This window comes from Enterobacter cloacae complex sp. IR5401 (assembly GCF_049238425.1).
In the GTDB taxonomy this organism is placed as follows: domain Bacteria; phylum Pseudomonadota; class Gammaproteobacteria; order Enterobacterales; family Enterobacteriaceae; genus Enterobacter; species Enterobacter hormaechei_C.
The window spans coordinates 22,006-42,531 of the sequence record NZ_JBMKHN010000021.1 but is presented as its reverse complement, the minus strand read 5'-3'; the positions used below and the strand labels follow the sequence as shown (position 1 = coordinate 42,531).

The 20,526-nt window shown below is 44.4% G+C and carries 28 protein-coding genes and 1 pseudogene; all 29 read left to right on the top strand.

The genetic code is table 11. The annotated features are described in order from the left end of the window. Positions 1–77: 77 nt before the first annotated feature. Positions 78–230, top strand: a pseudogene (locus ACOTX1_RS21470) (DNA-binding protein); the annotation flags it as partial. 589 nt (positions 231–819) lie between these two features. Further along, positions 820–1,335 (top strand): DnaJ domain-containing protein, encoded by a 516-nt coding sequence (locus ACOTX1_RS21465; RefSeq protein ID WP_001025390.1) that lies wholly within the window; start codon positions 820–822, stop codon positions 1,333–1,335. A 58-nt stretch (positions 1,336–1,393) separates the two neighbouring features. Next, positions 1,394–1,630: a hypothetical protein gene (locus ACOTX1_RS21460; RefSeq protein WP_000792381.1), complete on the top strand. Its 237-nt coding sequence runs from the start codon at positions 1,394–1,396 to the stop codon at positions 1,628–1,630. A gap of 59 nt (positions 1,631–1,689) precedes the next feature. Next, entirely contained in the window at positions 1,690–2,241 is a 552-nt protein-coding gene (locus ACOTX1_RS21455; protein WP_000662998.1) for a hypothetical protein, read from the top strand. Positions 2,242–2,306: 65 nt separating this feature from the next. Then, the gene (locus ACOTX1_RS21450) at positions 2,307–2,519 is read left to right on the top strand and encodes a hypothetical protein (protein ID WP_004208549.1); all 213 of its coding nucleotides are present in this window, start codon (positions 2,307–2,309) and stop codon (positions 2,517–2,519) included. Continuing rightward, positions 2,509–2,751 carry a hypothetical protein gene (locus tag ACOTX1_RS21445; protein WP_000008707.1) on the top strand — a complete coding sequence of 81 codons (243 nt, stop codon included), beginning with the start codon at positions 2,509–2,511 and terminating at the stop codon, positions 2,749–2,751. Before ACOTX1_RS21450 ends, ACOTX1_RS21445 begins: the two co-directional genes overlap by 11 nt. 93 nt (positions 2,752–2,844) lie before the next feature. Further along, positions 2,845–3,183, top strand: coding sequence for a hypothetical protein (locus tag ACOTX1_RS21440; protein WP_001099725.1), 339 nt, complete (start codon positions 2,845–2,847; stop codon positions 3,181–3,183). A gap of 74 nt (positions 3,184–3,257) precedes the next feature. Continuing rightward, positions 3,258–3,422, top strand: coding sequence for a hypothetical protein (locus ACOTX1_RS21435; RefSeq protein WP_000004083.1), 165 nt, complete (start codon positions 3,258–3,260; stop codon positions 3,420–3,422). After that, a complete protein-coding gene (locus ACOTX1_RS21430; protein ID WP_004199355.1) occupies positions 3,419–3,676 on the top strand; it encodes a hypothetical protein in 258 nt (85 codons plus the stop codon). Before ACOTX1_RS21435 ends, ACOTX1_RS21430 begins: the two co-directional genes overlap by 4 nt. A 340-nt stretch (positions 3,677–4,016) precedes the next feature. Then, complete coding sequence (gene ddp1, locus ACOTX1_RS21425; protein WP_001348698.1) at positions 4,017–4,562, top strand: DNA distortion polypeptide 1; 546 nt, start codon at positions 4,017–4,019, stop codon at positions 4,560–4,562. A gap of 2 nt (positions 4,563–4,564) precedes the next feature. Further along, complete coding sequence (gene mobP1, locus ACOTX1_RS21420; RefSeq protein WP_004199101.1) at positions 4,565–5,725, top strand: MobP1 family relaxase; 1,161 nt, start codon at positions 4,565–4,567, stop codon at positions 5,723–5,725. A gap of 352 nt (positions 5,726–6,077) precedes the next feature. Beyond that, positions 6,078–6,587 carry a transcription termination/antitermination NusG family protein gene (locus ACOTX1_RS21415; RefSeq protein WP_000455437.1) on the top strand — a complete coding sequence of 170 codons (510 nt, stop codon included), beginning with the start codon at positions 6,078–6,080 and terminating at the stop codon, positions 6,585–6,587. Further along, positions 6,538–6,774 carry a hypothetical protein gene (locus tag ACOTX1_RS21410; RefSeq protein WP_275379652.1) on the top strand — a complete coding sequence of 79 codons (237 nt, stop codon included), beginning with the start codon at positions 6,538–6,540 and terminating at the stop codon, positions 6,772–6,774. The genes ACOTX1_RS21415 and ACOTX1_RS21410 overlap by 50 nt, the downstream gene beginning before the upstream one ends. Before the next feature lie 45 nt (positions 6,775–6,819). Next, positions 6,820–7,464, top strand: a complete 645-nt coding sequence (locus ACOTX1_RS21405; RefSeq protein WP_000953538.1) for a lytic transglycosylase domain-containing protein — start codon at positions 6,820–6,822, stop codon at positions 7,462–7,464. Further along, positions 7,448–7,738 (top strand): TrbC/VirB2 family protein, encoded by a 291-nt coding sequence (locus ACOTX1_RS21400; RefSeq protein WP_000916156.1) that lies wholly within the window; start codon positions 7,448–7,450, stop codon positions 7,736–7,738. Before ACOTX1_RS21405 ends, ACOTX1_RS21400 begins: the two co-directional genes overlap by 17 nt. 24 nt (positions 7,739–7,762) lie before the next feature. Continuing rightward, positions 7,763–10,516: a VirB3 family type IV secretion system protein gene (locus ACOTX1_RS21395; protein WP_015060057.1), complete on the top strand. Its 2,754-nt coding sequence runs from the start codon at positions 7,763–7,765 to the stop codon at positions 10,514–10,516. Between the two features lie 9 nt (positions 10,517–10,525). Then, positions 10,526–11,296, top strand: coding sequence for a type IV secretion system protein (locus ACOTX1_RS21390; RefSeq protein WP_000716326.1), 771 nt, complete (start codon positions 10,526–10,528; stop codon positions 11,294–11,296). Positions 11,297–11,305: 9 nt separating this feature from the next. Continuing rightward, positions 11,306–11,563: an EexN family lipoprotein gene (locus tag ACOTX1_RS21385; RefSeq protein WP_000759841.1), complete on the top strand. Its 258-nt coding sequence runs from the start codon at positions 11,306–11,308 to the stop codon at positions 11,561–11,563. A gap of 11 nt (positions 11,564–11,574) precedes the next feature. After that, positions 11,575–12,630: a type IV secretion system protein gene (locus ACOTX1_RS21380; RefSeq protein WP_000235886.1), complete on the top strand. Its 1,056-nt coding sequence runs from the start codon at positions 11,575–11,577 to the stop codon at positions 12,628–12,630. A gap of 194 nt (positions 12,631–12,824) precedes the next feature. Next, the gene (locus ACOTX1_RS21375; RefSeq protein WP_004199085.1) at positions 12,825–13,553 is read left to right on the top strand and encodes a virB8 family protein; all 729 of its coding nucleotides are present in this window, start codon (positions 12,825–12,827) and stop codon (positions 13,551–13,553) included. A 5-nt stretch (positions 13,554–13,558) separates the two neighbouring features. Next, entirely contained in the window at positions 13,559–14,488 is a 930-nt protein-coding gene (locus ACOTX1_RS21370; protein ID WP_000783386.1) for a TrbG/VirB9 family P-type conjugative transfer protein, read from the top strand. Further along, positions 14,485–15,699: a VirB10/TraB/TrbI family type IV secretion system protein gene (virB10, locus tag ACOTX1_RS21365; RefSeq protein ID WP_001295060.1), complete on the top strand. Its 1,215-nt coding sequence runs from the start codon at positions 14,485–14,487 to the stop codon at positions 15,697–15,699. Before ACOTX1_RS21370 ends, virB10 begins: the two co-directional genes overlap by 4 nt. A 1-nt stretch (position 15,700) precedes the next feature. Continuing rightward, positions 15,701–15,898, top strand: coding sequence for a DNA-binding protein (locus tag ACOTX1_RS21360; RefSeq protein ID WP_000629109.1), 198 nt, complete (start codon positions 15,701–15,703; stop codon positions 15,896–15,898). Beyond that, a complete protein-coding gene (gene virB11 / locus ACOTX1_RS21355; protein WP_000650512.1) occupies positions 15,895–16,929 on the top strand; it encodes a P-type DNA transfer ATPase VirB11 in 1,035 nt (344 codons plus the stop codon). Before ACOTX1_RS21360 ends, virB11 begins: the two co-directional genes overlap by 4 nt. A 2-nt stretch (positions 16,930–16,931) precedes the next feature. After that, positions 16,932–18,767: a type IV secretory system conjugative DNA transfer family protein gene (locus ACOTX1_RS21350; RefSeq protein WP_000053822.1), complete on the top strand. Its 1,836-nt coding sequence runs from the start codon at positions 16,932–16,934 to the stop codon at positions 18,765–18,767. Next, entirely contained in the window at positions 18,764–19,156 is a 393-nt protein-coding gene (locus ACOTX1_RS21345) for a cag pathogenicity island Cag12 family protein (RefSeq protein WP_000738524.1), read from the top strand. The genes ACOTX1_RS21350 and ACOTX1_RS21345 overlap by 4 nt, the downstream gene beginning before the upstream one ends. An 87-nt stretch (positions 19,157–19,243) precedes the next feature. Further along, positions 19,244–19,558, top strand: coding sequence for a TrbM/KikA/MpfK family conjugal transfer protein (locus ACOTX1_RS21340; RefSeq protein ID WP_000754496.1), 315 nt, complete (start codon positions 19,244–19,246; stop codon positions 19,556–19,558). A gap of 85 nt (positions 19,559–19,643) precedes the next feature. Further along, positions 19,644–19,970, top strand: a complete 327-nt coding sequence (locus ACOTX1_RS21335) for a hypothetical protein (RefSeq protein ID WP_004208538.1) — start codon at positions 19,644–19,646, stop codon at positions 19,968–19,970. Next, positions 19,967–20,461 carry a thermonuclease family protein gene (locus ACOTX1_RS21330; protein ID WP_001215543.1) on the top strand — a complete coding sequence of 165 codons (495 nt, stop codon included), beginning with the start codon at positions 19,967–19,969 and terminating at the stop codon, positions 20,459–20,461. The genes ACOTX1_RS21335 and ACOTX1_RS21330 overlap by 4 nt, the downstream gene beginning before the upstream one ends. Positions 20,462–20,526: the final 65 nt, after the last annotated feature.

Here is a 20,526-nt window from a genome sequence, read left to right as displayed (position 1 = left end):
CCCGGTCATGGTTCAACGGAGCGGGTAAAATGCGCTTAGAACGTCATACAGCTCGTTTTTAACCTGATCCCTAATCAGGGGGTATAACAGAGGCGGCCAAAAAATCCGGCCTTGCTCGTCAGAGTATCTACCGCGCATTATCCCCGAACGGAAACCCGACCATCACAACACTTGCACAGCTTGCAGCAGTAGCCGGGTTACAGTTCACTCTCAGTAAGCCCAACCACTAACCTTTCAGACAAGCCCCTCATACCGGGGGGATTATTTCTTATGCCAGCAAAATTTCACGACCGGCGAGGATGGCCAAGTGTTTTTTGCTGGCAATTTTCGTGCAGCAGCTGGCGCCCGGATTCATTTTTTGCTGTCAGGCATCAATCGGTTTCAGCAACCCGCCCCGTAATTCGCTGCTAACGCATCTCATAACGCGCAGATACAGCGCCCCGCGCCAGTGTTTCACACTGACCCGGCGTACCGTTCGCAAGCTCACGCGCTAACTGCGACAGGCTAAACATCGTCTGATAGTCAGAAATTGGCCTGGCAGGGGTGAGGGGGGTTATCGCTCTCATTCGGGCTTGTTGGTTCGCCAGTCCTGGCGAACGTCTCCGGCGCGATGTTACGACAGCGCATTATGTAACTACAGTTCGCGCCTCTTTCGGAAATCCCTTCATGCGCGGTAAAGCAATATACATCTTTATGTAATCTTTACAATGTAAAGCATTAAAAATGATTCCATAACCATCATTTGATGGTATAATGAATTTGTTGGTTGGGAATGGTTCCCTGCCAGATTCCAGAAGCCCACACGGGCGGGAGCGAAAAATGAATATTCAGGAAGCATTAAACGTTTTTGGTTTATCCGGTGATCTGACTGAAAAGGACATCAAGGCGGCATACAAAAAAGCGGCTTTAAAATATCATCCAGACCGCAATCCATTGGGTGCCGAGCTGATGAAAGCAGTAAATGCTGCGTTTGATTTTCTCATGGCTAACATTGATAAAATCAATCAGTTTCAAAGCACTGATGAAAACGCACGTTACAACTACGGTGAAGATCTGGAAAAAGTTCTGAATACGCTTTCCGGCCTTACAGGGATTGTCTATGAAGTTATTGGTAATTGGGTCTGGATTAGCGGAGAAACTAAAGAACACAAAGACATTTTAAAGGAAATGGGCTGTAAGTGGGCATCTAAGAAAAAACAATGGTTTTACCGTCCTGAAGAACACAAAAGCCGCTGGAACCGTAAAGAACACAGCATTGAAGAAATTCGTGAAATGTATGGTACAGCGGGTAAACGTAAGGCGTCAGGCTGGACACGTGTAGAAGCAAGCGCATAACCGGAATGGGGGCGAAAGCCCCCTAGAACATGGCAAAGATTGATTCGGAGACACGTTGATGAAAAACAAGACCATAACGGAAGCGGAGCTGATAAACATTTTTGAAAGTTACGGAGCCTACATTTGCCCGGATGAGATCGAAGTTACAGCCAAAGAATGCAATGAAAATGGTTCAGTCTTGCACCGTGGCTTAAACGCAGAAGGATGGGCGCATCTTTTTGCGAAGGAAGAAGCATATCAGCAGGAATGCGAAGCCCAGGAAGCTGCAAGTGATGATGGACACTTTGATGAATAGTCTTAAAACTGCCGTAATTCGATTTACGGCTTTTTTATTGAGTTCAAAAGGCTGAATCGATGAAAGAACAGAAAAATTTCTTTGAACGGTATAAACCGGTGTTTGAAATCGTTTGTCGAATCCTGGGGAACGGCTGGCGTGTAAATCTGCTCGATGATTGCCAGTACAGGATTAAGCTAACCTCACCTGATTTTAAAAATTACTCTATACATATTCGAATGGAGAAAGGAAGGTTAGTTATCATTGGAAGCGTAGATAGTCGCAGCTGGAGAAGTCCTTACCATACTTGCACAGTATCGCCAGAGCGTAACCCTGTAGAAATCGCCGCCGATATTGAAAAGAAAATCCTGTCGGATGCTTTAGATAATGTAGATATGGCGCGAGAGTATGAACAACAGTTACAGCAAAAACGCGAGAAAAAACTGATCCTGAAAGGAATGCTATCTCGTTTAGTGCATCTTGAAAGCTGGCATGGGACATTGACCGGGTTTAAAGTTGAGAATGGGTTAGATGGTAACGTATCAGAACGGGGCGACGGATATGAAATGGTAATTCGTGGCCTGAGTGTAGATCAGCTCATAAAGGTAGCGGGGTTTATTAAACAGCTATGAGGCAAAAAATGAATGAAGTCCTGAGCGACAGGAAAAACAAAGGTAATGTAACATACAGGATTGTTGTGTCTGAAGATGCAACACGTTTGTTTATTGAACTTGAAAAACTGATGAAGGTACGCTCTAAAGAAGCGGATAAAAAAACAACTAAAAAGATTGTTTTCCAAAAATCATTTTATTACGAAGAATTCTCGAACGTTAAAGATGAAATTGATGATCCAATTTTATTGAAATTCTATACAGATACTATTGTGAAGGTACAAAATCATGAGTTTTAAGCCAACACCTGAAGAGGTGAAACAAGCACGTATTAAAGCTGGCTTTACGCAGCAGGAAGCCGCTGAACGGTTTGGTTTTACGTTATCAGCCTGGCAAGCCAAAGAAACATCCGGTAAAACGTCTCGTGGTTTAGCCGCTGGTACGTATGAATTACTTTTGCTCCTGGCTGATGAACATCCAGATTACCAGCTCGTTAAGAGAGAAAAAAATCAGGATAAAGTGACTAAATAAATTGCATTACCATCATATGATGGTATAATTTATTTGTAGGTCGGGAATAGTTCCTTACCATGATCCAGTAGCCCAAACGGGCGGGAGACTAAAATGAACACGTATGTTATCACTTTCCAGGCTTTAAACACTAAGAAAGAAAAAATCACCTGCTCTGCTTTTGTCCATTCAGAAACTCTCTTCCTTGCCGTTCATTCTTTCGAAGATAAAAATCGCGGTCGTGGTTATGTTATCACGTCTGTTAGTGAATTGTTGTCCGAGGAACTGACGGCGAAAAATTCCCTCAAGAAAAATATTAACTTTTGGTTTAATGAGTGTGGTTTAAGTAAATCTGAGGTTATAAACGAAGTAATTAACTGGAAGAATTTCGCATATACCCTTAAAGAACTGGAGGAAGCCAAAAATGAAGCGATAAGAGAACTGCGGAGTTAATCAATTAGGGGTGGTATCAGGTTGTGGAGGCAACCTGATACCGTGACACTCAATTCCCTCGCGAGGAATATAAAATGTCGGAACGCATGTTATCAGCAATACAGACTGTTGAAAAGGGTGGGCGTCCGGTTTTTCCCTTGATGCCATTCTCTGCTTTTCCTGAGTACATGGCATTACTCAGAAAAGCCCTGGAAAAGAAAGAAACAAAAGCACTGATAGAAAAACAGGAGGTGCTATGAAAAAACAGGAGTTTTTAGATTTTATCAGTGCAGAACAGAGGCGGGGAGCTGTCCGGTTTTCGCTGGGATTTAACAGCAAAGGGGAAATTGTATTGCACTGGACTAACGAGGCCGGGTTAAGAGTCTGGAGTATACTAAGCGGTAACAGGGGAAAAAGTCCCAGCCGGGCAAACCGGGAAAGAATGAGTAACCTCCGCCGCTGGCTCCATGATGCCCGGCAGGGCATGGAAGGCGACACACCAGAGGCAGAATAAAATTCCCGTTCCTGAATCGCCGAAGCCCTCCCGTTTACGGGAGGTGCTTTTTTTGTATATTCCGTAAAACAGCGCTCGCGCCCCCTGCCAGGCCATTCGCGTAGCGAATTTATTTCCGCCCAAGTTAGCCGCGAATCCGTTGTCTCCGGTCGCAGACGCACCAGATCACAGCCACGATAGCCTTTCATTTTTTGCATTTCGATGGACGCTGAAGCACAATTTATGTGTGGAGGTAGTTCACTGCGATGCAGGATAGGGCAAACGCCGCAAAATGACGTCTCTGACGCCATTCCGCAACGTTTGCCCGGTGACCTACAGTCGGTTCTTGTTGGAGAGTTTTATGAAAAAAGTTCAATTCAGGATTGAAGAAAGCCAACATGATGATCTACTTGATTGTCTTAAAACACTTTATCCAGATGAACCGGGTTTAACCGTGGCAAAAGGAATGAAGCTGCTTGCCAATGCTTTACTGAAAAGCAAGGTTAAAAATGAAGATGTTAATGTGTCAAAAGACAATGATGATTTTATCAAAACCACAATGTATTTGACAGGGAAACAAAGAACTTTAATAGAGAAAGCGGCTCATCGTCATGGCTGGAATTTATCCAGAGAATGTCGTTATCGAATCCAGACGACACTTGAAAATGAACTTGATTTTTTCGATCAGGAACTTCTGGTGATGAATCGTTGCCGTAATGCAATAGATAAAATAGGGCGAAACTTTCATTATATTATCGTTAATGATAATGCCAGAGTACTTGATAAAGATGGGTTCTATCAGGACGCTGAGCGGTTGAGTTCAGAGATAATGAGTCTCAAAAGTGAGTTTGAAAACTACATTATGTTATGCAAAGGGCGAACTGTTTCTAACAAGGTTGAGGTGTAATCATGGGCGTTTATGTTGACAAGGAATTCAGGGTTAAGCGTAAGTCCTCTGAAGCTGGCCGCAAGTCTGCTTTCGCCCATAAAGTTAAAAATGGTGGTAAAAACTATCAACGCAACGTTCAGGAACGTATCAACCGCAAGGGTGCCAGTAAGGAGGTTGTTGTCAAAATCTCAGGAGGTGCGATTACCCGGCAGGGAGTTCGAAACAGTATTGACTATATGAGCCGGGAGTCAGAGCTGCCAGTGATGAGTGAAAGCGGTCAGGTATGGAAAGGTGATGAGATTCAGGAGGCTAAAGAGCACATGATAGATCGTGCTAATGACCCTCAAAATGTTTTCGATGATAAAGGTAAGGAAAATAAAAAAGTAACCCAAAATATTGTGTTTTCACCGCCTGTATCAGCAAAGGTAAAACCTGAAGATCTGCTTGAGTCTGTCAGGAAAACGATGAACAAGAAGTACCCAAATCATCGTTTTGTGCTTGGCTATCATAACGACAAAAAAGAACATCCACACGTGCATGTCGTTTTTCGTATTCGTGATAATGACGGTAAACGAGCTGATATCAGGAAAAAAGATTTACGGGAAATTCGTACAGGTTTTTGTGAAGAGCTGAAGATGAAGGGCTATGACGTTAAAGCCACTCATAAGCAGCAGCATGGACTTAACCAGTCTATTAAAGATGCGCACAAAACAGCGCCAAAACGACAGAAGGGCGTTTATGAGGTTGTTGATGTTGGCTACGACCATTATCAGAACGATAAAACCAAACCAAAGCAGCATTTCATAAAGCTTAAGACACTGAACAAGGGCGTGGAGAAAACATATTGGGGGGCTGATTTTGGTGAGTTAACCACTCGCGAGAACGTTAAGAAAGGTGATCTTGTTAAGCTGAAGAAGTTAGGACAAAAGGAGGTGAAAATCCCTGCACTTGATAAGAACGGTGTACAGCATGGCTGGAAGACTGCACACAGGAATGAGTGGCAGCTAGAGAACCTGGGGGTTAAGGGCATAGACAGAATCTCTTCATCCAGTAAAGAGCTGGTGCTGAACAGCGCGGAGATGATTAAGAAACAGCAACTCCAGATGAGAAATTTCTCGCAAATAAAACAGTCGATGATTCAAAGCGAACAGAAAGTGAAAATCGGAATTCGTTTAGGATAATTCATACTCTCCGGTAACTTATTGATTAAGATCGATTTATTTATCTTGTTAGCAGAGTTTTTGTAAAAAGTAACTAGCGGTAAAAAATTTAGTTAACTTGACTATAAAATAAGCGCATGGTGATCAATCGATCTGCTTTTTTGTTATCAAATAGCATATGTATCTAGATATAAATAAAATACAAGCACAAACAAAATGAAATGTGTCGTAAATGCGATCTAAAGATCTGCTTGTGTGGTTGAACGCAGCACATGTAGCTGATAAAGTTTTTATGAGATGTAAATTTGTCCTTTTGTTTTTTTTCTCTGATTCGGGGTCATCCGAGTCGAGAGAGCGCCTGAAAGGAAAAACTATGGAATGGTATGTTTTGCAATTCACCACTACGAGATTTGCAGCAGTTTTTGCTCATCTCGAACGCCTGAACTTCTCTTACTTCTGTCCTATGGAGACTGAAAGGTATCGTCGCCCGGATAAGATAATTTCATATCGAGAAAGACGTTTGCCGCTTTTTCCCGGTTATCTTTTTATCCAGGCAGATTTTGAAGAGGTTCATTCCACTACAATAACTGCTATCCCTTACGTACAACGCTTTATCTCATTTGGCGGTGAGCCTTTACCTGTACCAGAAGATGTGATGGCGGAGCTTTTGTACAGACAATCACATACAACAGCTCAGGCAAATCTTTTAAGGAAATCAATTCCACACGATTTTGCTGAAATTCTACTCATGGATAATCCGCAGCAAAGAAGTATGGCTTTCATCCACTACATCACAGAGAGAAGCTTAACCCACAAAATGAAACGGAAGAAAAATGACTGCTACCCGAAAAAAAACCGCAACGAGACGCAAGCCCCAACGTAATACACTCTACCTGCCCTCAGCTTCTCGTGAGGAACTGGATAAAATTGCTCTGGAGCTTGGCTATCGCAGGGGGCGACGTATTTCAAGCTCTGGTGTTGTCCAGTACCTCATAAAAAAATATTCCAGCCAGGCTATTGAGGAGCTGATAAACGAAGACGATGAAGACGATGACGACTTCGATGACTAACCATTCAGTCTAAACTTTCCGCGCTGTTCTGGCCGGGAGAAAATCATGTTATCTACTACTGCTTTTGCGGCGCTTGCTTTGCAATGCGCGGCCAGCGTTCATCCCGATACTGCGCATGAAGTTGCAAGGGTTGAATCTGGTTTTAACCCATATGCTATTGCCGAGATAATACCGAAGGTTGAACGTAAGCCCGGTGACAAAGGCGTAGTGTCCTACTTTCCCAAAACTAAGGAGGCTGCACTCCAGATCGTAAATCAAATTGAATCACGAAATCATCGTTACTCAGTCGGTCTTATGCAAATAACGAGTACGAATTTTGCAAACTTCAATACAACCGCTGAGAAAATGTTTGACCCCTGCGAAAATCTCAAGGTTTCAGAGCAAATTTTGGTGGATTGTTATAAACGTGGTGGCGATATTTTACGTGGCCTGAGTTGCTATTATTCCGGCAATCCAGAAACAGGAACTAAACCTGAATCAGATTTTAATAACACCAGTTATATACAGCGCATAGGGTTTAATCCGCCTGATAACAAAAAAAACTGGGTGGTTCCTTCAGTTAAAGATGCAATCAGAAAGGAGAATGTAACACAGAGTATCAAACCTAAAGAAGTTACCGTATATCCCCAATATGCCATGCGTGGCACTGTTTTAGATGAAAAGGAAACAAACGATGTTAAAACTCAATAAACGTTATTTAACTCTTTCTGTATTTATGGCTGCATTGATGCTTTGTGTAGCAGAACCCGCCTTTGCTGATGATGTATCCACTAAAACAACTGGCTTCTTGCAGAAGATTATCGATTTTCTGACGGATATCCGTAAGCCAGCAATCACCATCATTGCGCTGGTAATTGGTTATATCGCTATCTTCTCACGCCAGCATGCAGCGTGGATTACGCCTTTAATTATCGGGATTATCATCTTTATTGTTGCGCCATATCTGCCTGACTGGTTAGCGTAATATGTAATAAAAGGGGGCGTAAAAATGAGTACCGTTTTTAAAGGGCTGACACGCCCCGCTTTGATTAGGGGGCTGGGCGTTCCGCTCTACCCCTTTCTTGGAATGTGCGTTATCTGCGTTTTGCTTGGTGTCTGGATTCATGAGGCTATGTATGCCCTCATCCTCCCTGGCTGGTATGCCATCAAGCGAGTTACGAAGATAGATGAACGCTTTTTTGACCTGCTTTATCTGCGAATGCAAATCAAAGGTAATCCTCTGGCAAACAAGCGCTTCAATGCCGTCCATTATGCGGGGAGTTCGTACGACGCAGTCGATATATCGAAAGTGGACAATTTTATGAAGCTTAAAGACCAGTCTTCTCTTGAAGAGTTAATCCCGTATTCATCACACATCACTGATAACCTCATTGTTACCAGAAACCATGATCTACTGGCGACCTGGCAGATTGACGGAGCTTATTTTGAATGTGTAGATGAAGCGGATCTAGCCTTGCTTACTGACCAGCTCAATACGCTGATACGTAGTTTTGATGGGAAACCCGTTACCTTTTATACGCATCGTATTCGGGTTAGAAAAGAAGTGCGACCTGTATTTGACAGCAAGATCCCATTCGTCAACAGAGTGATGAACGATTATTACGAATCGCTTTCGGCGGCTGAGTATTTTGAAAACAAATTATACTTAACCGTATGCTATAAACCGTTCAGCGCTGAAGATAAAGTGACGCATTTTCTTTCAAGGAAAAAGGGTAATAAAAATATCTTCGAAGAACCCATTAATGATATGAATGAAATATGTGGCAGATTGAGCACCTATCTCTCCCGGTTTCATTCCCGTCGTCTTGGGTTATATGAAGAAAATAATATAGTTTATTCAGAACAGCTTACGCTGTTCCAGAAACTGCTATCCGGGCGCTGGCAGAAAGTCAGAGTCACCAATAGTCCGTTTTATACATACCTGGGTGGTAAAGACCTGTTCTTTGGTAACGATGCTGGACAAATCACTGCCTCTGACCATGCCCGGTACTTTCGTTGCATCGAGATCAAGGACTACTTTCAGGAAACGGATGCCGGAATTTTTGATGCACTGATGTATCTCCCGGTTGAGTATGTACAGACTTCCTCTTTAACTCCGATAGACAAGCAGTCTGCAATCAAGGCGCTGGATGATCAGATCGACAAACTCGAAATGACCGATGATGCCGCTAAATCCTTGCTCGCTGATTTGAAAGTTGGTCTCGATATGGTCTCCAGCGGCTATATTTCTTTCGGGAAAAGTCACCAGACACTGATTGTTTACGCAGATTCGCCGGAGCGTCTGGTGAAGGACACCAATATTGTAACGACGACCCTGGAGGATTTAGGGCTGATCGTAACCTATTCAACCTTGAGTCTTGGCGCAGCGTATTTTGCTCAGTTACCTGGTAACTACACGTTACGGCCACGCCTGAGTTCTATCAGCAGTCTGAACTTTGCCGAAATGGAAAGCTTCCATAATTTCTTTACGGGCAAGGAGAAAGGAAATACCTGGGGTAACAACCTTATCACCCTGGGCGGCTCAGGAAATGATATTTATAACCTGAACTATCACATGACTACCGAGCATCAAAATTACTTCGGTAAAAACCCCACGCTGGGGCATACCGAAATTCTTGGTACGTCAAACGTGGGTAAAACGGTAGTGATGATGACTAAGGCTTTCGCCGCCCAGCAGTTCGGAACGCCGGAGTCTTTTCCACCTGAGAGGAAATTAAAGAAGTTAACTACAGTATTTTTCGACAAAGATCGGGCAGCGGAACCCGGTATACGTTCAATGGGAGGTGCTTACTTTCGGGTGAAAGAAGGAGAGCCGACTGGCTGGAACCCTGCGGCTTTGCCACCAACCAAACGAAATATTTCCTTTATGAAAGACCTGGTGAGGCTACTTTGTACGCTTAACAGTGAGCCGCTTGATGATTACCAGAACCGCCTGATTTCTGATGCCGTTGAGCGCCTGATGCAGAGGTCAAACCGCTCTTATCCGATCAGTAAGTTGCGACCACTCATTCTGGAGCCTGATGATACTGAAACCCGGCGGCATGGGCTTAAAGCACGCCTGAATGCCTGGGTGCAGGGAGGGGAATTTGGCTGGGTGTTTGATAACCCGGACGATACGTTTGATGTGGACAACCTGGACGTTTTCGGTATAGACGGAACGGAGTTTCTGGATAACAAAGTACTTTCCAGCGCCGCTTCATTCTATCTCATCTACCGTGTCACCATGCTGGCTGATGGCCGCCGACTCCTTATCTACATGGATGAGTTCTGGCAATGGATTAACAACGAAGCGTTCAGAGATTTTGTTTATAACAAACTCAAAACCGCGCGTAAGCTGGATATGGTGCTTGTCGTAGCGACACAATCGCCGGATGAACTAATTAAATCACCTATCGCGGCTGCCGTTCGTGAGCAGTGCGCAACACATATTTATCTGGCGAACCCCAAAGCGAAACGTAGTGAGTACGTAGACGAGTTGGAAGTGAGAGAACTTTATTTTGACAAAATTAAAGCCATTGACCCGTTATCTCGTCAGTTCCTGGTCGTCAAAAACCCACAGAGGAAGGGGGAAAGTGATGATTTTGCGGCTTTCGCAAGACTGGATTTGGGAAAAGCGGCGTATTACCTACCGGTTCTCAGCGCATCGAAACCCCAGCTTGAACTGTTCGATGAAATCTGGAAAGAGGGTATGAAGCCGGAAGAGTGGCTTGATACCTATCTGGAACGTGCAAACCTGATTTAAGGAATCCCTATGAAAAAGCATATCGTTGCGGCACTTATCGCCTCTGTTACGGTTATTTCTGGTGCTCAGGCTGGTGTTCCCGTTGCCATTGATGCAAACCCTGAATGGGCTGTCGAAGCGCAGCGCTGGACAGAACGCCTCAAACAGTGGCAGGACACCGTGAACCACTACCAGAAACAGATTAATGCCTATAAGCAGGAGCTGCTGACCAAAACGGGCATTCGTGATGTTCAGGGACTGGTGCAGTCTGCGCAATCTGTCAGTAAGGAGCTGGAGAATATTTACGACCAGGGGAACTCCTTCATTGATGATTACATTAAGAACCCGGAAGCCACCCTGTCTGAGCAAGCCAGATCACTACTGGCCGATTATAAGGTGACAAACACCTGTAAGGGGCTGGGATATACGGGCGACCTGGTGCGGGGCTGTGAAGCCTCGTTCCTGTCCCAACTGGCGGGGATCGAGTACGGCAATAAGCTGGAAAGTAAACTGCGTGAAGATAATCAGGAAATGGCCGACCTTATCGACCAGGTGAAGAACGCCCAGGACACGAAAGCCACGCAGGACGCGACAAACGCTGTATCTCTGGCAAGCCTGAAATTTAACAAGCTCAAATTTCAGTATGAAATGTATCGCGATAAGCAGCGCGATCTTGCAGAATACAAGGAGAAAATGTTACAGGCTGCTTTCCAGGAGAAACAATTAGGGGCTGTTAATAAAGAAACTCCAGTTGTTGATTATAAGGCAGCATTTGAGCAGCAGAGTTATGAAATGAACTGAGGGGGCATTTTGAAAAAATATGGATTAGTTGCGGCGTTGGGGCTTACATTCTTTCTTACCGGGTGTGAAGAGGTTAAATCTGTAGACTGGTGGCAGTCTCACGTAGACGATGCAACGAAAAAAGTAGCTGAATGCAAAAAGTCTGGGAGTGATAGCGAAAATTGTAAAAACGCTAAGGAAGGTTTGTTTAGGTATAAGCAATTACATCCTAAGCATGTTGACTATAAAGATGCATTCAAAAATGTATTGGGTAAAGATGGAAGTTAAAAGGAGCCACTATGGCAACTTCTAGGTATTTCCAGGCCGCTCATGACGTTATTGTTAAAACTCTTGACCAGTCTTTGACTGGTCAGTTAGATAACTTTTCTTCAATAGCGTCTCAGTTGGGTAAGTATGGTATTTCCATTTATATATTGTGGTATGCTTATACCACAATAGTTGGGAAGCAAAAAACCGCAGTGCAGGATTTTTTATGGAATCTATGTCGATTCTGGTTAATTCTTGTTTTTGTCAAAAATATGGGGGGGTGGTTAGATAGTGCAACTCAGGCCATTGATGGGCTGAAGGAAACATTTGCAGGAGGTGATCCTTGGAAATGGGTTGACGAGCTTTGGGAGAAAGTTCAGCAGGTAGCTGCATATCTTATGTCCAAAGATACTTCGAAGTATGTGAAAACAGATGGGGCAATCGCATCTTTATTAACATATGCTGGAGGGATAATTGCATTATTGCTAACTTCAATAGTTTATCTCGCCGCCGAAGTTACTATTAAGATACTTACTATTACCGCGCCGTTGTTTATTATTTGTCTTTCATTTGGTTTTTTAAGGCAGATGTTTAATAGCTGGCTTCAGTTAATATTTAGCTCATGCTTCATATTCTTGTTTTGTGGACTGGCAATTAAAGCGGGAATGACGTTCCTTAATGGCATTCTGACAATCTCGATAGCTAACGCAGATGAATTAAATCTGATATCAACAGGTGCTCAGGCCGGGGTTGCAGGTGCATTTATGGCCTGGATTATCTGGCAAGCCAAAACCTATGCTTCCCAGCTCGCAGGGGTAGGTGTTGAAGGCGCGATGCAAGGGGCAGCCGCAATGGGGATTGGTGCTGGCGTGTTCGGCGCTTCCCGTATGGGGCGTAATCTGCTTGGTATGGGTAAAAATGCAGGGATTGGCGCATGGAAAGGCGTTCGCCGTCAGGATGGAGGGTTCAACCAGTCTCCTGGTGTATCCGGTAAGTTGGGGAATCTGACCGGGCAGGGCGTTAATATTGGCGCTAAGAGGCTTCGCCAGGCTGCGATAGATGCGGCGAAAAAGAAATATGGAGGTTAACCGATTTATTATTTAAATCTGTCAACTCTGAGTATTCCGCAGTAAATATTCACTCCTCTATTTAGGTTCTCACATTATGAAACTACTTATCACGGCTATCGTGACGCTTTGCCTTGTCGGATGCCAGGCGTCACATAAACAACCTCCGGTATCCGGAAAAAGCGAACCTGTTAATTCAGCAGAGGTAATGCGCAATGGGGTTTAAACTCTCAGGATTAAAACTTCCCGGTTTTAACAAGAAAAAAGAAGTAACAGACTCTTCAACTACTTTTGAAGAGAAAAATGTATTGATGCAGGAGAAAATGAACCGCATTTATAAATTCGGTGGTATTGCAGGAATTGCCGTAGGTGTGTTGTCTCTGCTGGCACTGAATGGAGCGCTACCGTTAAAGAGTACGGTTGTCGAAGCTTATCTTATTAATGGTGTCACTGGCGTTGCTGAAAGACTGACTTCTGTTAAAAAAGAAAACCTCTCTGAAAATGAAGCGCTGGCGAAATACTTCATTACTCAGTATGTGAAGCGTCGTGAAGGGTATAACTATTTCAGTCTCCAGCATGATTATGATTATGTTCTGTTATACAGCGCTGAGAATGTGGCGACGGATTACAACGCTTTAATCAACGGCAACCAGTCACCAAAGGTTATTTATAATAAAGCGGAAAAAACCGCATCTGTTCAGGATAATCCGTCCGTGATTATCAGTCCGTCATCCCGGCGCGATGATAAGGATATGGGAGCATATATCCGGTTTAAATTAACCATTCGAAATGTCGCGACAGGCCAGGATGATTATGAATACTGGAACGTCCGGTTGACCTACCGTATTGAACCACAGGTCGAAATGGCATCGGGTGACCGAAACAATAACCCGCTTAAATTCGTTGTAACGAGCTATGTACGCGATAAAGAAGTGAAAGGGTGAAAACTATGAAAATGAATAAAGGAGCGCTAATTGTGGCGCTTCTGTTGGTGTCGCACGTCTGCCATGCAGCCGTTACGCCAGCAGCCAGCCGTTTTGATCCCCGTAATCAGATTGTCAGTTATAACCCGCAAAACACGACAGTCATAAACAGTGCGGTTGGCTATACAACCACACTGGTATTTGACGAGGATGAAACGGTCATCAGTGCCAGAACCGGCTTTCCCCAGGGCTGGGAAGTGAACAAAGAAGATAACCTGGTGTATCTCGAAGTGAAGCCCGTCAAACAGACCGTACAGAAGAACAGTACCGATGACAATGGCAACCAGTCTTCAGAGGTGGTCAGTGTAGCCCTTGATCCTGAAAACGACCTGGAACGCTGGCGAACAAACCTGTTTGTTCGCACAACAAAACGTAATTACAGCATGGAGCTGAACGCCCGAACGTTCCGGCAGCCGGATAAGATCGCGTTTGTTGTTAATTACCAGTACCCGCAGGAACGCCGGAAGGAGCAAGCCGAAATCGAGAAGAAACGGATTGAGGCTCTTAACAAGCGGCAGGAGGAGCAGGCAATCAACCGTTCTCTTGAAAATGCGAAGTCGCCCAAGAACTGGGATTACTGGAAGCGGGTAGCTGACGGCAGCCAGTCAATCAGCCCGGATTATGCGTATGACGATGGCCGCTATACCTGGTTTGGCTTCAGCCCCCTGAAGAAAATCCCCAGCGTCTTTGTTATGAGCGGCGAACAGGAAACGCTGACTAACCCGGTAGTCAAAAACAGCGGTAGTTTCACCGTTGTTGGTGTTCCTGTAGACCAGCGCTTTGTTTTGCGTATGGGAAATCAGGTTGTTGGGGTTGAAAACCGGGGCTTTGGCAAAGTCCGTCTTCCGGCAGGAGATACCGTTTCCCCGAACGTTGAGAAAGAGGTGATCCAGTGAGCGAACAGGAAAATAAAATCCCGACCGCTGTAGAAATTGAACAGGCACTACGGGAACGGCATCAGAAAGAAATTGAGCAAAACGATAAAACGGATAAGGGAGATGAAGATGACGGTAAATCAGTAAAACGCCTGGGTATCGAGAAGCTTAAAAAATCGCGTAAGGGGCTGGTGATTATTGTGGCCGCTTTCCTTCTGCTGGCCGCCGGGGTGTCTGTCTACTATATCCCGTCGATTATTCGTGCAATGTCCAGCGGTGATGATAAGCCTGCCAGTAATGCGGTATCTACTGGTTCAGTAAAACGCGCGACAGGACTCAGCGATGATGTTGATCCATTCAACACCAGGGAAGAACCGGCTAAGACGGAAGAACGGAAGGAAAGCAGCGGCAAAGCGGAAACGCCACCGGAAAAAGTACAACAAAACTTCAGTCGTGCGCTGGATGTGGCCTATGGGGGGAGCAGCTCTGCTTCCTCAAATTCCGGTGGTAGCTCATCAACGGCCAGCAATACCAGGAACGAGGGGGACGGCAGTGACAAACAGGCAGAGGTTCAGCCTGTTAATGCAGGGCAACCCGCGCAGCTTTCTAAAATTACGCGCGTTCCTTATGACCCTAACCTTTTCATTCCTGAAAATACCGCGATTAAGTGCTCGCTGGACAGACGATTTATTTCTGATCTGGCTGGCAAGCTGGTCTGTACGATTAATGAGGACGTATACAGTGCAAACAGGAATGTAAAGCTAATTGAAAAGGGAACAGCCGCATATCTGATGTATAAAACGGGCACGTTCAATCATGGTCAGGGAGCCGTGTTTATCGCTGCTACGAAGCTTAGAACACGTAAGGAACCTTTCATTGATATTCCGCTGATTGATACACAGGCGGCGGGAGCGCTGGGTGAGGCCGGGGCTTCAGGCTGGATTGACACACATTTTGCAGATCGCTTTATGGGCGCGATGATGGTTGGCATGATCCCCGATGTGGCACAGGCCGCAAGTGGAGCGGCTAAAAGTAATAAAGACAATCAGACCGACTATACAGCTAACAGTCGCCAGGCTTTTGCTGATATAGCACGCGAAGCGTTTGCAAACAGCGTAAATATCCCTCCAACGCTTTATAAAAACCAGGGGGAAATCATTACTCTGATCGTTGGTCAGGATTTGGATTTCTCCAGCATCTACAAATTAAAAATGGTGGGTACCCGGAGGTAATTTGATAACGCTGGATATCAAAGAGTTTTCAATGCTGTTAGGAATAAGGGAAAGCGAAATATACCATCATATTCGTAAGGGCATACCAATAAATGGCGTTCCTTTCCCCAAACCACTGAAACAAATCAAAACGCATCGATTTAATTACGAAGAAGTCATGCGTTTTATTGAAGATCTTAAAGGAAAAGGTGAATTATGAAGGATGCAGAGAACAGACATATTGTTTATGAAATAATAGATGAATACTTCCACCACTGGCTTAATGAAGTCGATGGTTTAACTGAAATCGCGGTAAATCGGCCTGATGAACTGTTTGTTAAAGTGAGTGGGAAATGGCAGCAGCATGAATTAAAAATGGATTTTAAAGATTGTATGTCATTTGCAGGGGCAATTTCTGATTATCATGATGGTGGGTCGGTTACGCCAGAATATCCCTTACGTTCTGTTACGCTCCCCGGAGGGGAGCGTGTACAAATAGTTATTCCCCCGGCAACGGAACGGGAAACGGTGTCTATTACAATCCGTAAGCCGTCCAGTGTGTTTATCGACCATGATACCTTTGTTAAACAAGGGTTTTACTCAAGGCTAAATCAAGGGGGGAAATTCAGGGATAAAGAAGATGAATTATCTTCAATGTTTAAAGATAATTGTTTTGAACAATTTGTCCCTGAATGCCTGGTTAAGGGTAAAACGATGGTATTTTGTGCCGGAACGGGGGCGGGTAAAACCACCTTTGCAAATGCCTGTCTTCAGTACATACCCCATCATTTACGATGTATTTCAATTGAAGATACAGATGAAGCAAAGTTCAGGTTCCACAAAAATCATGTGAAATTGTATTACCCGTCAGAAGGGGAAAGTAGCACTGTCAGTTCCGCTTCTCTTTTACGTTCTGGTTTTCGTATGAACCCGGACAGAATCCTCATGACTGAGGTTCGCGGCGCGGAAGCCTGGGATTTTCTCAAAGGCTCAAGTTCCGGCCATGCAGGGAACCTTACAACCGTCCATGAGAGCACCCCTGAAGATGCTGTGCTTGGACTGGTTCAACGGTGCTATATGAACCCTGAATGTCAGAATTTGCCTTATAACATTATATTGCGGAGGGTGTTAAGCAACGTCGATGTGATTATGAGTATTAAGTACATCGATGAGGAAGATAACCGATTTGCATCGGGTATTTACTATCGTGATATTCATTTTCAGGAATACTTTGAAAAGCTGAAGGAGTGATTATGTCTCTGAAACTACCCGATAAAGGCCAGTGGGCTTTTATCGGTCTGGTTATGTGTCTTGTGACGTATTATACTGGCTCAGTTGCTGTTTACTTCCTGAACGGAAAAACGCCGCTTTATATATGGAAGAATTTTGATTCCATGCTGCTGTGGCGGATAATAACAGAGAGTAATATACGGACAGATATCAGGTTAACCGCAATCCCCTCTCTTTTATCAGGTATGGTTTCGTCTCTCATTGTGCCTGTTTTTATTATCTGGCAACTGAATAAAACGGATGTTGCTCTTTATGGTGACGCGAAGTTTGCCAGTGATAATGATTTAAGAAAATCGAAACTTCTGAAATGGGAGAAAGAAAACGATACTGATATTCTTGTAGGTGCATATAAAGGTAAATACCTGTGGTATACCGCACCAGATTTTGTATCACTTGGCGCAGGAACCCGCGCAGGTAAAGGGGCTGCAATAGGTATTCCAAACCTGCTGGTCAGGAAACATTCCCTGATTGCATTAGATCCAAAACAGGAACTGTGGAAAATCACCAGTAAGGTACGTGAAAAACTGCTGGGTAATAAGGTCTATCTTCTTGACCCTTTCAACAGTAAAACGCATCAGTTTAACCCGCTTTTCTATATTGATTTAAAAGAAGAGAGCGGGGCTAAAGACCTGCTGAAGCTGATTGAGATCCTGTTCCCGTCTTACGGTCTGACCGGAGCGGAAGCACACTTTAATAACCTCGCGGGGCAGTACTGGACGGGGCTGGCAAAATTGCTTCATTTCTTTATTAACTACGACCCCTCCTGGCTTGGTGAGTTCGGGCTTAAACCTGTTTTCTCAATTGGTTCTGTAGTCGATTTGTACAGCAACATCGACCGGGAGCTGATACTCAGTAAGCGAGAAGACCTGGAGGGAACAAAAGGACTTGATGAAAACGCGCTGTATCATCTGCGCGATGCCCTGACCAAAATCAGGGAGTATCACGAAACCGAAGACGAACAACGTTCGAGTATTGATGGTTCGTTTCGTAAGAAAATGAGTCTGTTTTATCTTCCGACTGTTCGCAAATGTACAGACGGCAATGATTTCGACCTTCGCCAGTTGCGCCGGGAAGATATCACTGTTTATGTTGGCGTTAATGCTGAAGATATGTCCCTGGCCTATGACTTCCTCAACCTGTTCTTTAACTTCGTTGTGGAAGTCACGTTACGAGAAAACCCTGACTTTGACCCGACACTGAAACATGACTGTCTGATGTTCCTGGATGAGTTTCCGTCTATTGGTTACATGCCAATCATTAAAAAAGGTTCGGGTTATATTGCCGGGTTTAAACTCAAACTTCTGACGATTTACCAGAATATCAGTCAGCTTAATGAAATCTATGGTGTTGAAGGTGCCAAAACGCTGATGAGTGCGCATCCCTGCCGGATTATCTACGCTGTCAGTGAAGAAGATGACGCTAAAAAGATTTCGGAAAAGCTGGGCTATATCACCACCAAATCGACAGGTTCAAGCAAGACAAGCGGACGCTCAACGTCGAAAAGCAGTTCAGAAAGTGAGGCGCAGCGCGCCCTTGTGCTCCCGCAGGAGCTGGGAACGCTGGATTTTAAAGAAGAATTTATCATTCTTAAAGGTGAAAACCCGGTTAAAGCTGAGAAAGCCCTCTACTTCCTCGACCCGTATTTTATGGACAGGCTGATGATGGTAAGCCCCAAACTTACCGAGTTAACCGCCTCTCTGAATAAGACTAAAAAAGTATTGGGTGTTAAAGGGCTTAAATATCCTTCTAAAGAAAAAATGCTCTCCGTCGGTGAGCTGGAGTCAGAGGTTTTACTATGAAAAAAATGTTAATGGTCAGTGTCCTTTTTCTCTCTGCCTGTTCCTCTCCGCCTGAACCACCACAGGTTGACTGGGAACAGAATCCTGAAACGGTGAATACACAATTAATGGACTGGCAACCGACATACTCAGTTATTAAATCAGACAAGGTTAATTCATCGTGGGTTAAGGTTATCCATAATTTCAGGCCTGAAAACCGCCTTTACGATGATGCTGTTTTTTATTCTGTTGCACATTCTGATTCAGTGATTGTTGAAACCAGTAACGGAACAGACTTTTTCACAGCTAAAAACTGGTTGAGGGCGAACGGTGCAAACGGTGTCATACAGTATCGTTATAAAATGAACTGTTTTTCTTGCCGGACTACCAGTGTTTATTTATCACGATAACGCCGGATTAATAAAATTCTTGTAATTTTATTGAGCCGGGGTTGAACAACCGCAGGGCGTTAGTTGCCCGTTATCCATGAGGTGTATATGAAAAAGACCGTAACCACGGCAGTGCTGCTTTGTGCGTTCGCTGCCGGAACTGCTCATGCTGAGGAAAAGGCCGACCCGAACGATCCATGTGCAATGGTGTTATGCCTTGCCGGAAAACTTGACGGAAGTAGTCCGGCAGAATGTGACCCGATGTATAAAAGTTTTATGTCAATCAGGAAAAAGAATAAACATGGTTTTTTACCCGATCACACGGCAGATGCCAGAAAGAAAAAACTAAATGAATGTCCTGCGGCTGATGCAGGTACAGTAAGTAAAATTATTTCAAGCTTTGGCCGATTGAAAAACTTTTAATTCTGTTTGATTTAATTCTGATGTGAATACGCAAGTTTCAGGTTTGAGACTGGAACTTGCGAACATTTTTTACAGGGGTGGGAGGATGAAAATTATTAACGTACCTGATGCAAGAAGTGTGAGAATTGCCGGAATTGAAATTATCGATAGTGTCAAATCGGTCGCTTCTGTTTTTACTGAAATTTTGTTGTTTATGGTCTGGTTTCCGGCAATTGTCTATGGGCTTTATCGTTTTGTTATCGTTTTGTGGGATGCTTCCTTAAAGCCGCAATCGCTCATTGAGTTTATTAATTTCATGGTTGAGTTATACAGCTATGTACTTCCTTCGTTGGCTGTTATCGCAGTGGCTTTAGTCGTCGTTTTATCCATTTTTAAAAGACTCTCAGCAATATGGGAGGGAAGAAAGCAATGAGACATTTTTTTAATGTTCTTTCCTTTGCTGTTGCCCTGTTGCCAGCTACATTGTGTGCTGCTCAGATTCAGGGGAAAGTTATTCGCGTTCTCGATGGAGATACCATCGAAGTTAAAACACTACCCGCGAAAATTGTTGTGTATGAAGTTCCGATTCGAGTCCGATTGATAAATATCGATGCACCGGAAAAAAAACAACCCTTTGGTCGCTGGTCAACCAATCAACTTAAAGCCCTGCTGGCAGGGCAATCAGTTACCGTCTCTTATACGCAAACAGATCGCTACGGGCGAGTCCTGGGACGAGTGGTGACAGCGAACGGCACTGAGGCTAACCGCCAGCAAGTGCTAAAAGGGGCTGCATGGGTTTATGACAGGTACAACACCGATAACTCATTACCGGCTCTGCAACGGGAAGCTCAGACACAGAAGCGCGGCCTGTGGGCTGACAGTAATCCCGTTCCTCCGTGGGAGTGGCGTCATAAACAAAACTGACGCGCTTCGCTTGTCCAACCCCTCCTCTGCCTGAAGAAAATCTTCAGGCAACGTCACGGTTTTTA

Coding starts and splice junctions, on each gene's coding strand:
- mobP1 (WP_004199101.1), top strand. CDS start 4,565: ATGGGCGTTTATGTTGACAAGGAATTCAGGGTTAAGCGTAAGTCCTCT.
- ACOTX1_RS21375 (WP_004199085.1), top strand. CDS start 12,825: ATGGGGTTTAAACTCTCAGGATTAAAACTTCCCGGTTTTAACAAGAAA.
- ACOTX1_RS21335 (WP_004208538.1), top strand. CDS start 19,644: ATGAAAATTATTAACGTACCTGATGCAAGAAGTGTGAGAATTGCCGGA.
- ACOTX1_RS21350 (WP_000053822.1), top strand. CDS start 16,932: ATGTCTCTGAAACTACCCGATAAAGGCCAGTGGGCTTTTATCGGTCTG.
- ACOTX1_RS21445 (WP_000008707.1), top strand. CDS start 2,509: ATGAGTTTTAAGCCAACACCTGAAGAGGTGAAACAAGCACGTATTAAA.
- ACOTX1_RS21400 (WP_000916156.1), top strand. CDS start 7,448: ATGTTAAAACTCAATAAACGTTATTTAACTCTTTCTGTATTTATGGCT.
- ACOTX1_RS21370 (WP_000783386.1), top strand. CDS start 13,559: ATGAAAATGAATAAAGGAGCGCTAATTGTGGCGCTTCTGTTGGTGTCG.
- ACOTX1_RS21440 (WP_001099725.1), top strand. CDS start 2,845: ATGAACACGTATGTTATCACTTTCCAGGCTTTAAACACTAAGAAAGAA.
- virB11 (WP_000650512.1), top strand. CDS start 15,895: ATGAAGGATGCAGAGAACAGACATATTGTTTATGAAATAATAGATGAA.
- ACOTX1_RS21405 (WP_000953538.1), top strand. CDS start 6,820: ATGTTATCTACTACTGCTTTTGCGGCGCTTGCTTTGCAATGCGCGGCC.
- ACOTX1_RS21460 (WP_000792381.1), top strand. CDS start 1,394: ATGAAAAACAAGACCATAACGGAAGCGGAGCTGATAAACATTTTTGAA.
- ACOTX1_RS21430 (WP_004199355.1), top strand. CDS start 3,419: ATGAAAAAACAGGAGTTTTTAGATTTTATCAGTGCAGAACAGAGGCGG.
- ACOTX1_RS21330 (WP_001215543.1), top strand. CDS start 19,967: ATGAGACATTTTTTTAATGTTCTTTCCTTTGCTGTTGCCCTGTTGCCA.
- ACOTX1_RS21380 (WP_000235886.1), top strand. CDS start 11,575: ATGGCAACTTCTAGGTATTTCCAGGCCGCTCATGACGTTATTGTTAAA.
- ACOTX1_RS21465 (WP_001025390.1), top strand. CDS start 820: ATGAATATTCAGGAAGCATTAAACGTTTTTGGTTTATCCGGTGATCTG.
- ACOTX1_RS21395 (WP_015060057.1), top strand. CDS start 7,763: ATGAGTACCGTTTTTAAAGGGCTGACACGCCCCGCTTTGATTAGGGGG.
- ddp1 (WP_001348698.1), top strand. CDS start 4,017: ATGAAAAAAGTTCAATTCAGGATTGAAGAAAGCCAACATGATGATCTA.
- ACOTX1_RS21455 (WP_000662998.1), top strand. CDS start 1,690: ATGAAAGAACAGAAAAATTTCTTTGAACGGTATAAACCGGTGTTTGAA.
- ACOTX1_RS21435 (WP_000004083.1), top strand. CDS start 3,258: ATGTCGGAACGCATGTTATCAGCAATACAGACTGTTGAAAAGGGTGGG.
- ACOTX1_RS21415 (WP_000455437.1), top strand. CDS start 6,078: ATGGAATGGTATGTTTTGCAATTCACCACTACGAGATTTGCAGCAGTT.
- ACOTX1_RS21345 (WP_000738524.1), top strand. CDS start 18,764: ATGAAAAAAATGTTAATGGTCAGTGTCCTTTTTCTCTCTGCCTGTTCC.
- ACOTX1_RS21340 (WP_000754496.1), top strand. CDS start 19,244: ATGAAAAAGACCGTAACCACGGCAGTGCTGCTTTGTGCGTTCGCTGCC.
- ACOTX1_RS21390 (WP_000716326.1), top strand. CDS start 10,526: ATGAAAAAGCATATCGTTGCGGCACTTATCGCCTCTGTTACGGTTATT.
- ACOTX1_RS21410 (WP_275379652.1), top strand. CDS start 6,538: ATGACTGCTACCCGAAAAAAAACCGCAACGAGACGCAAGCCCCAACGT.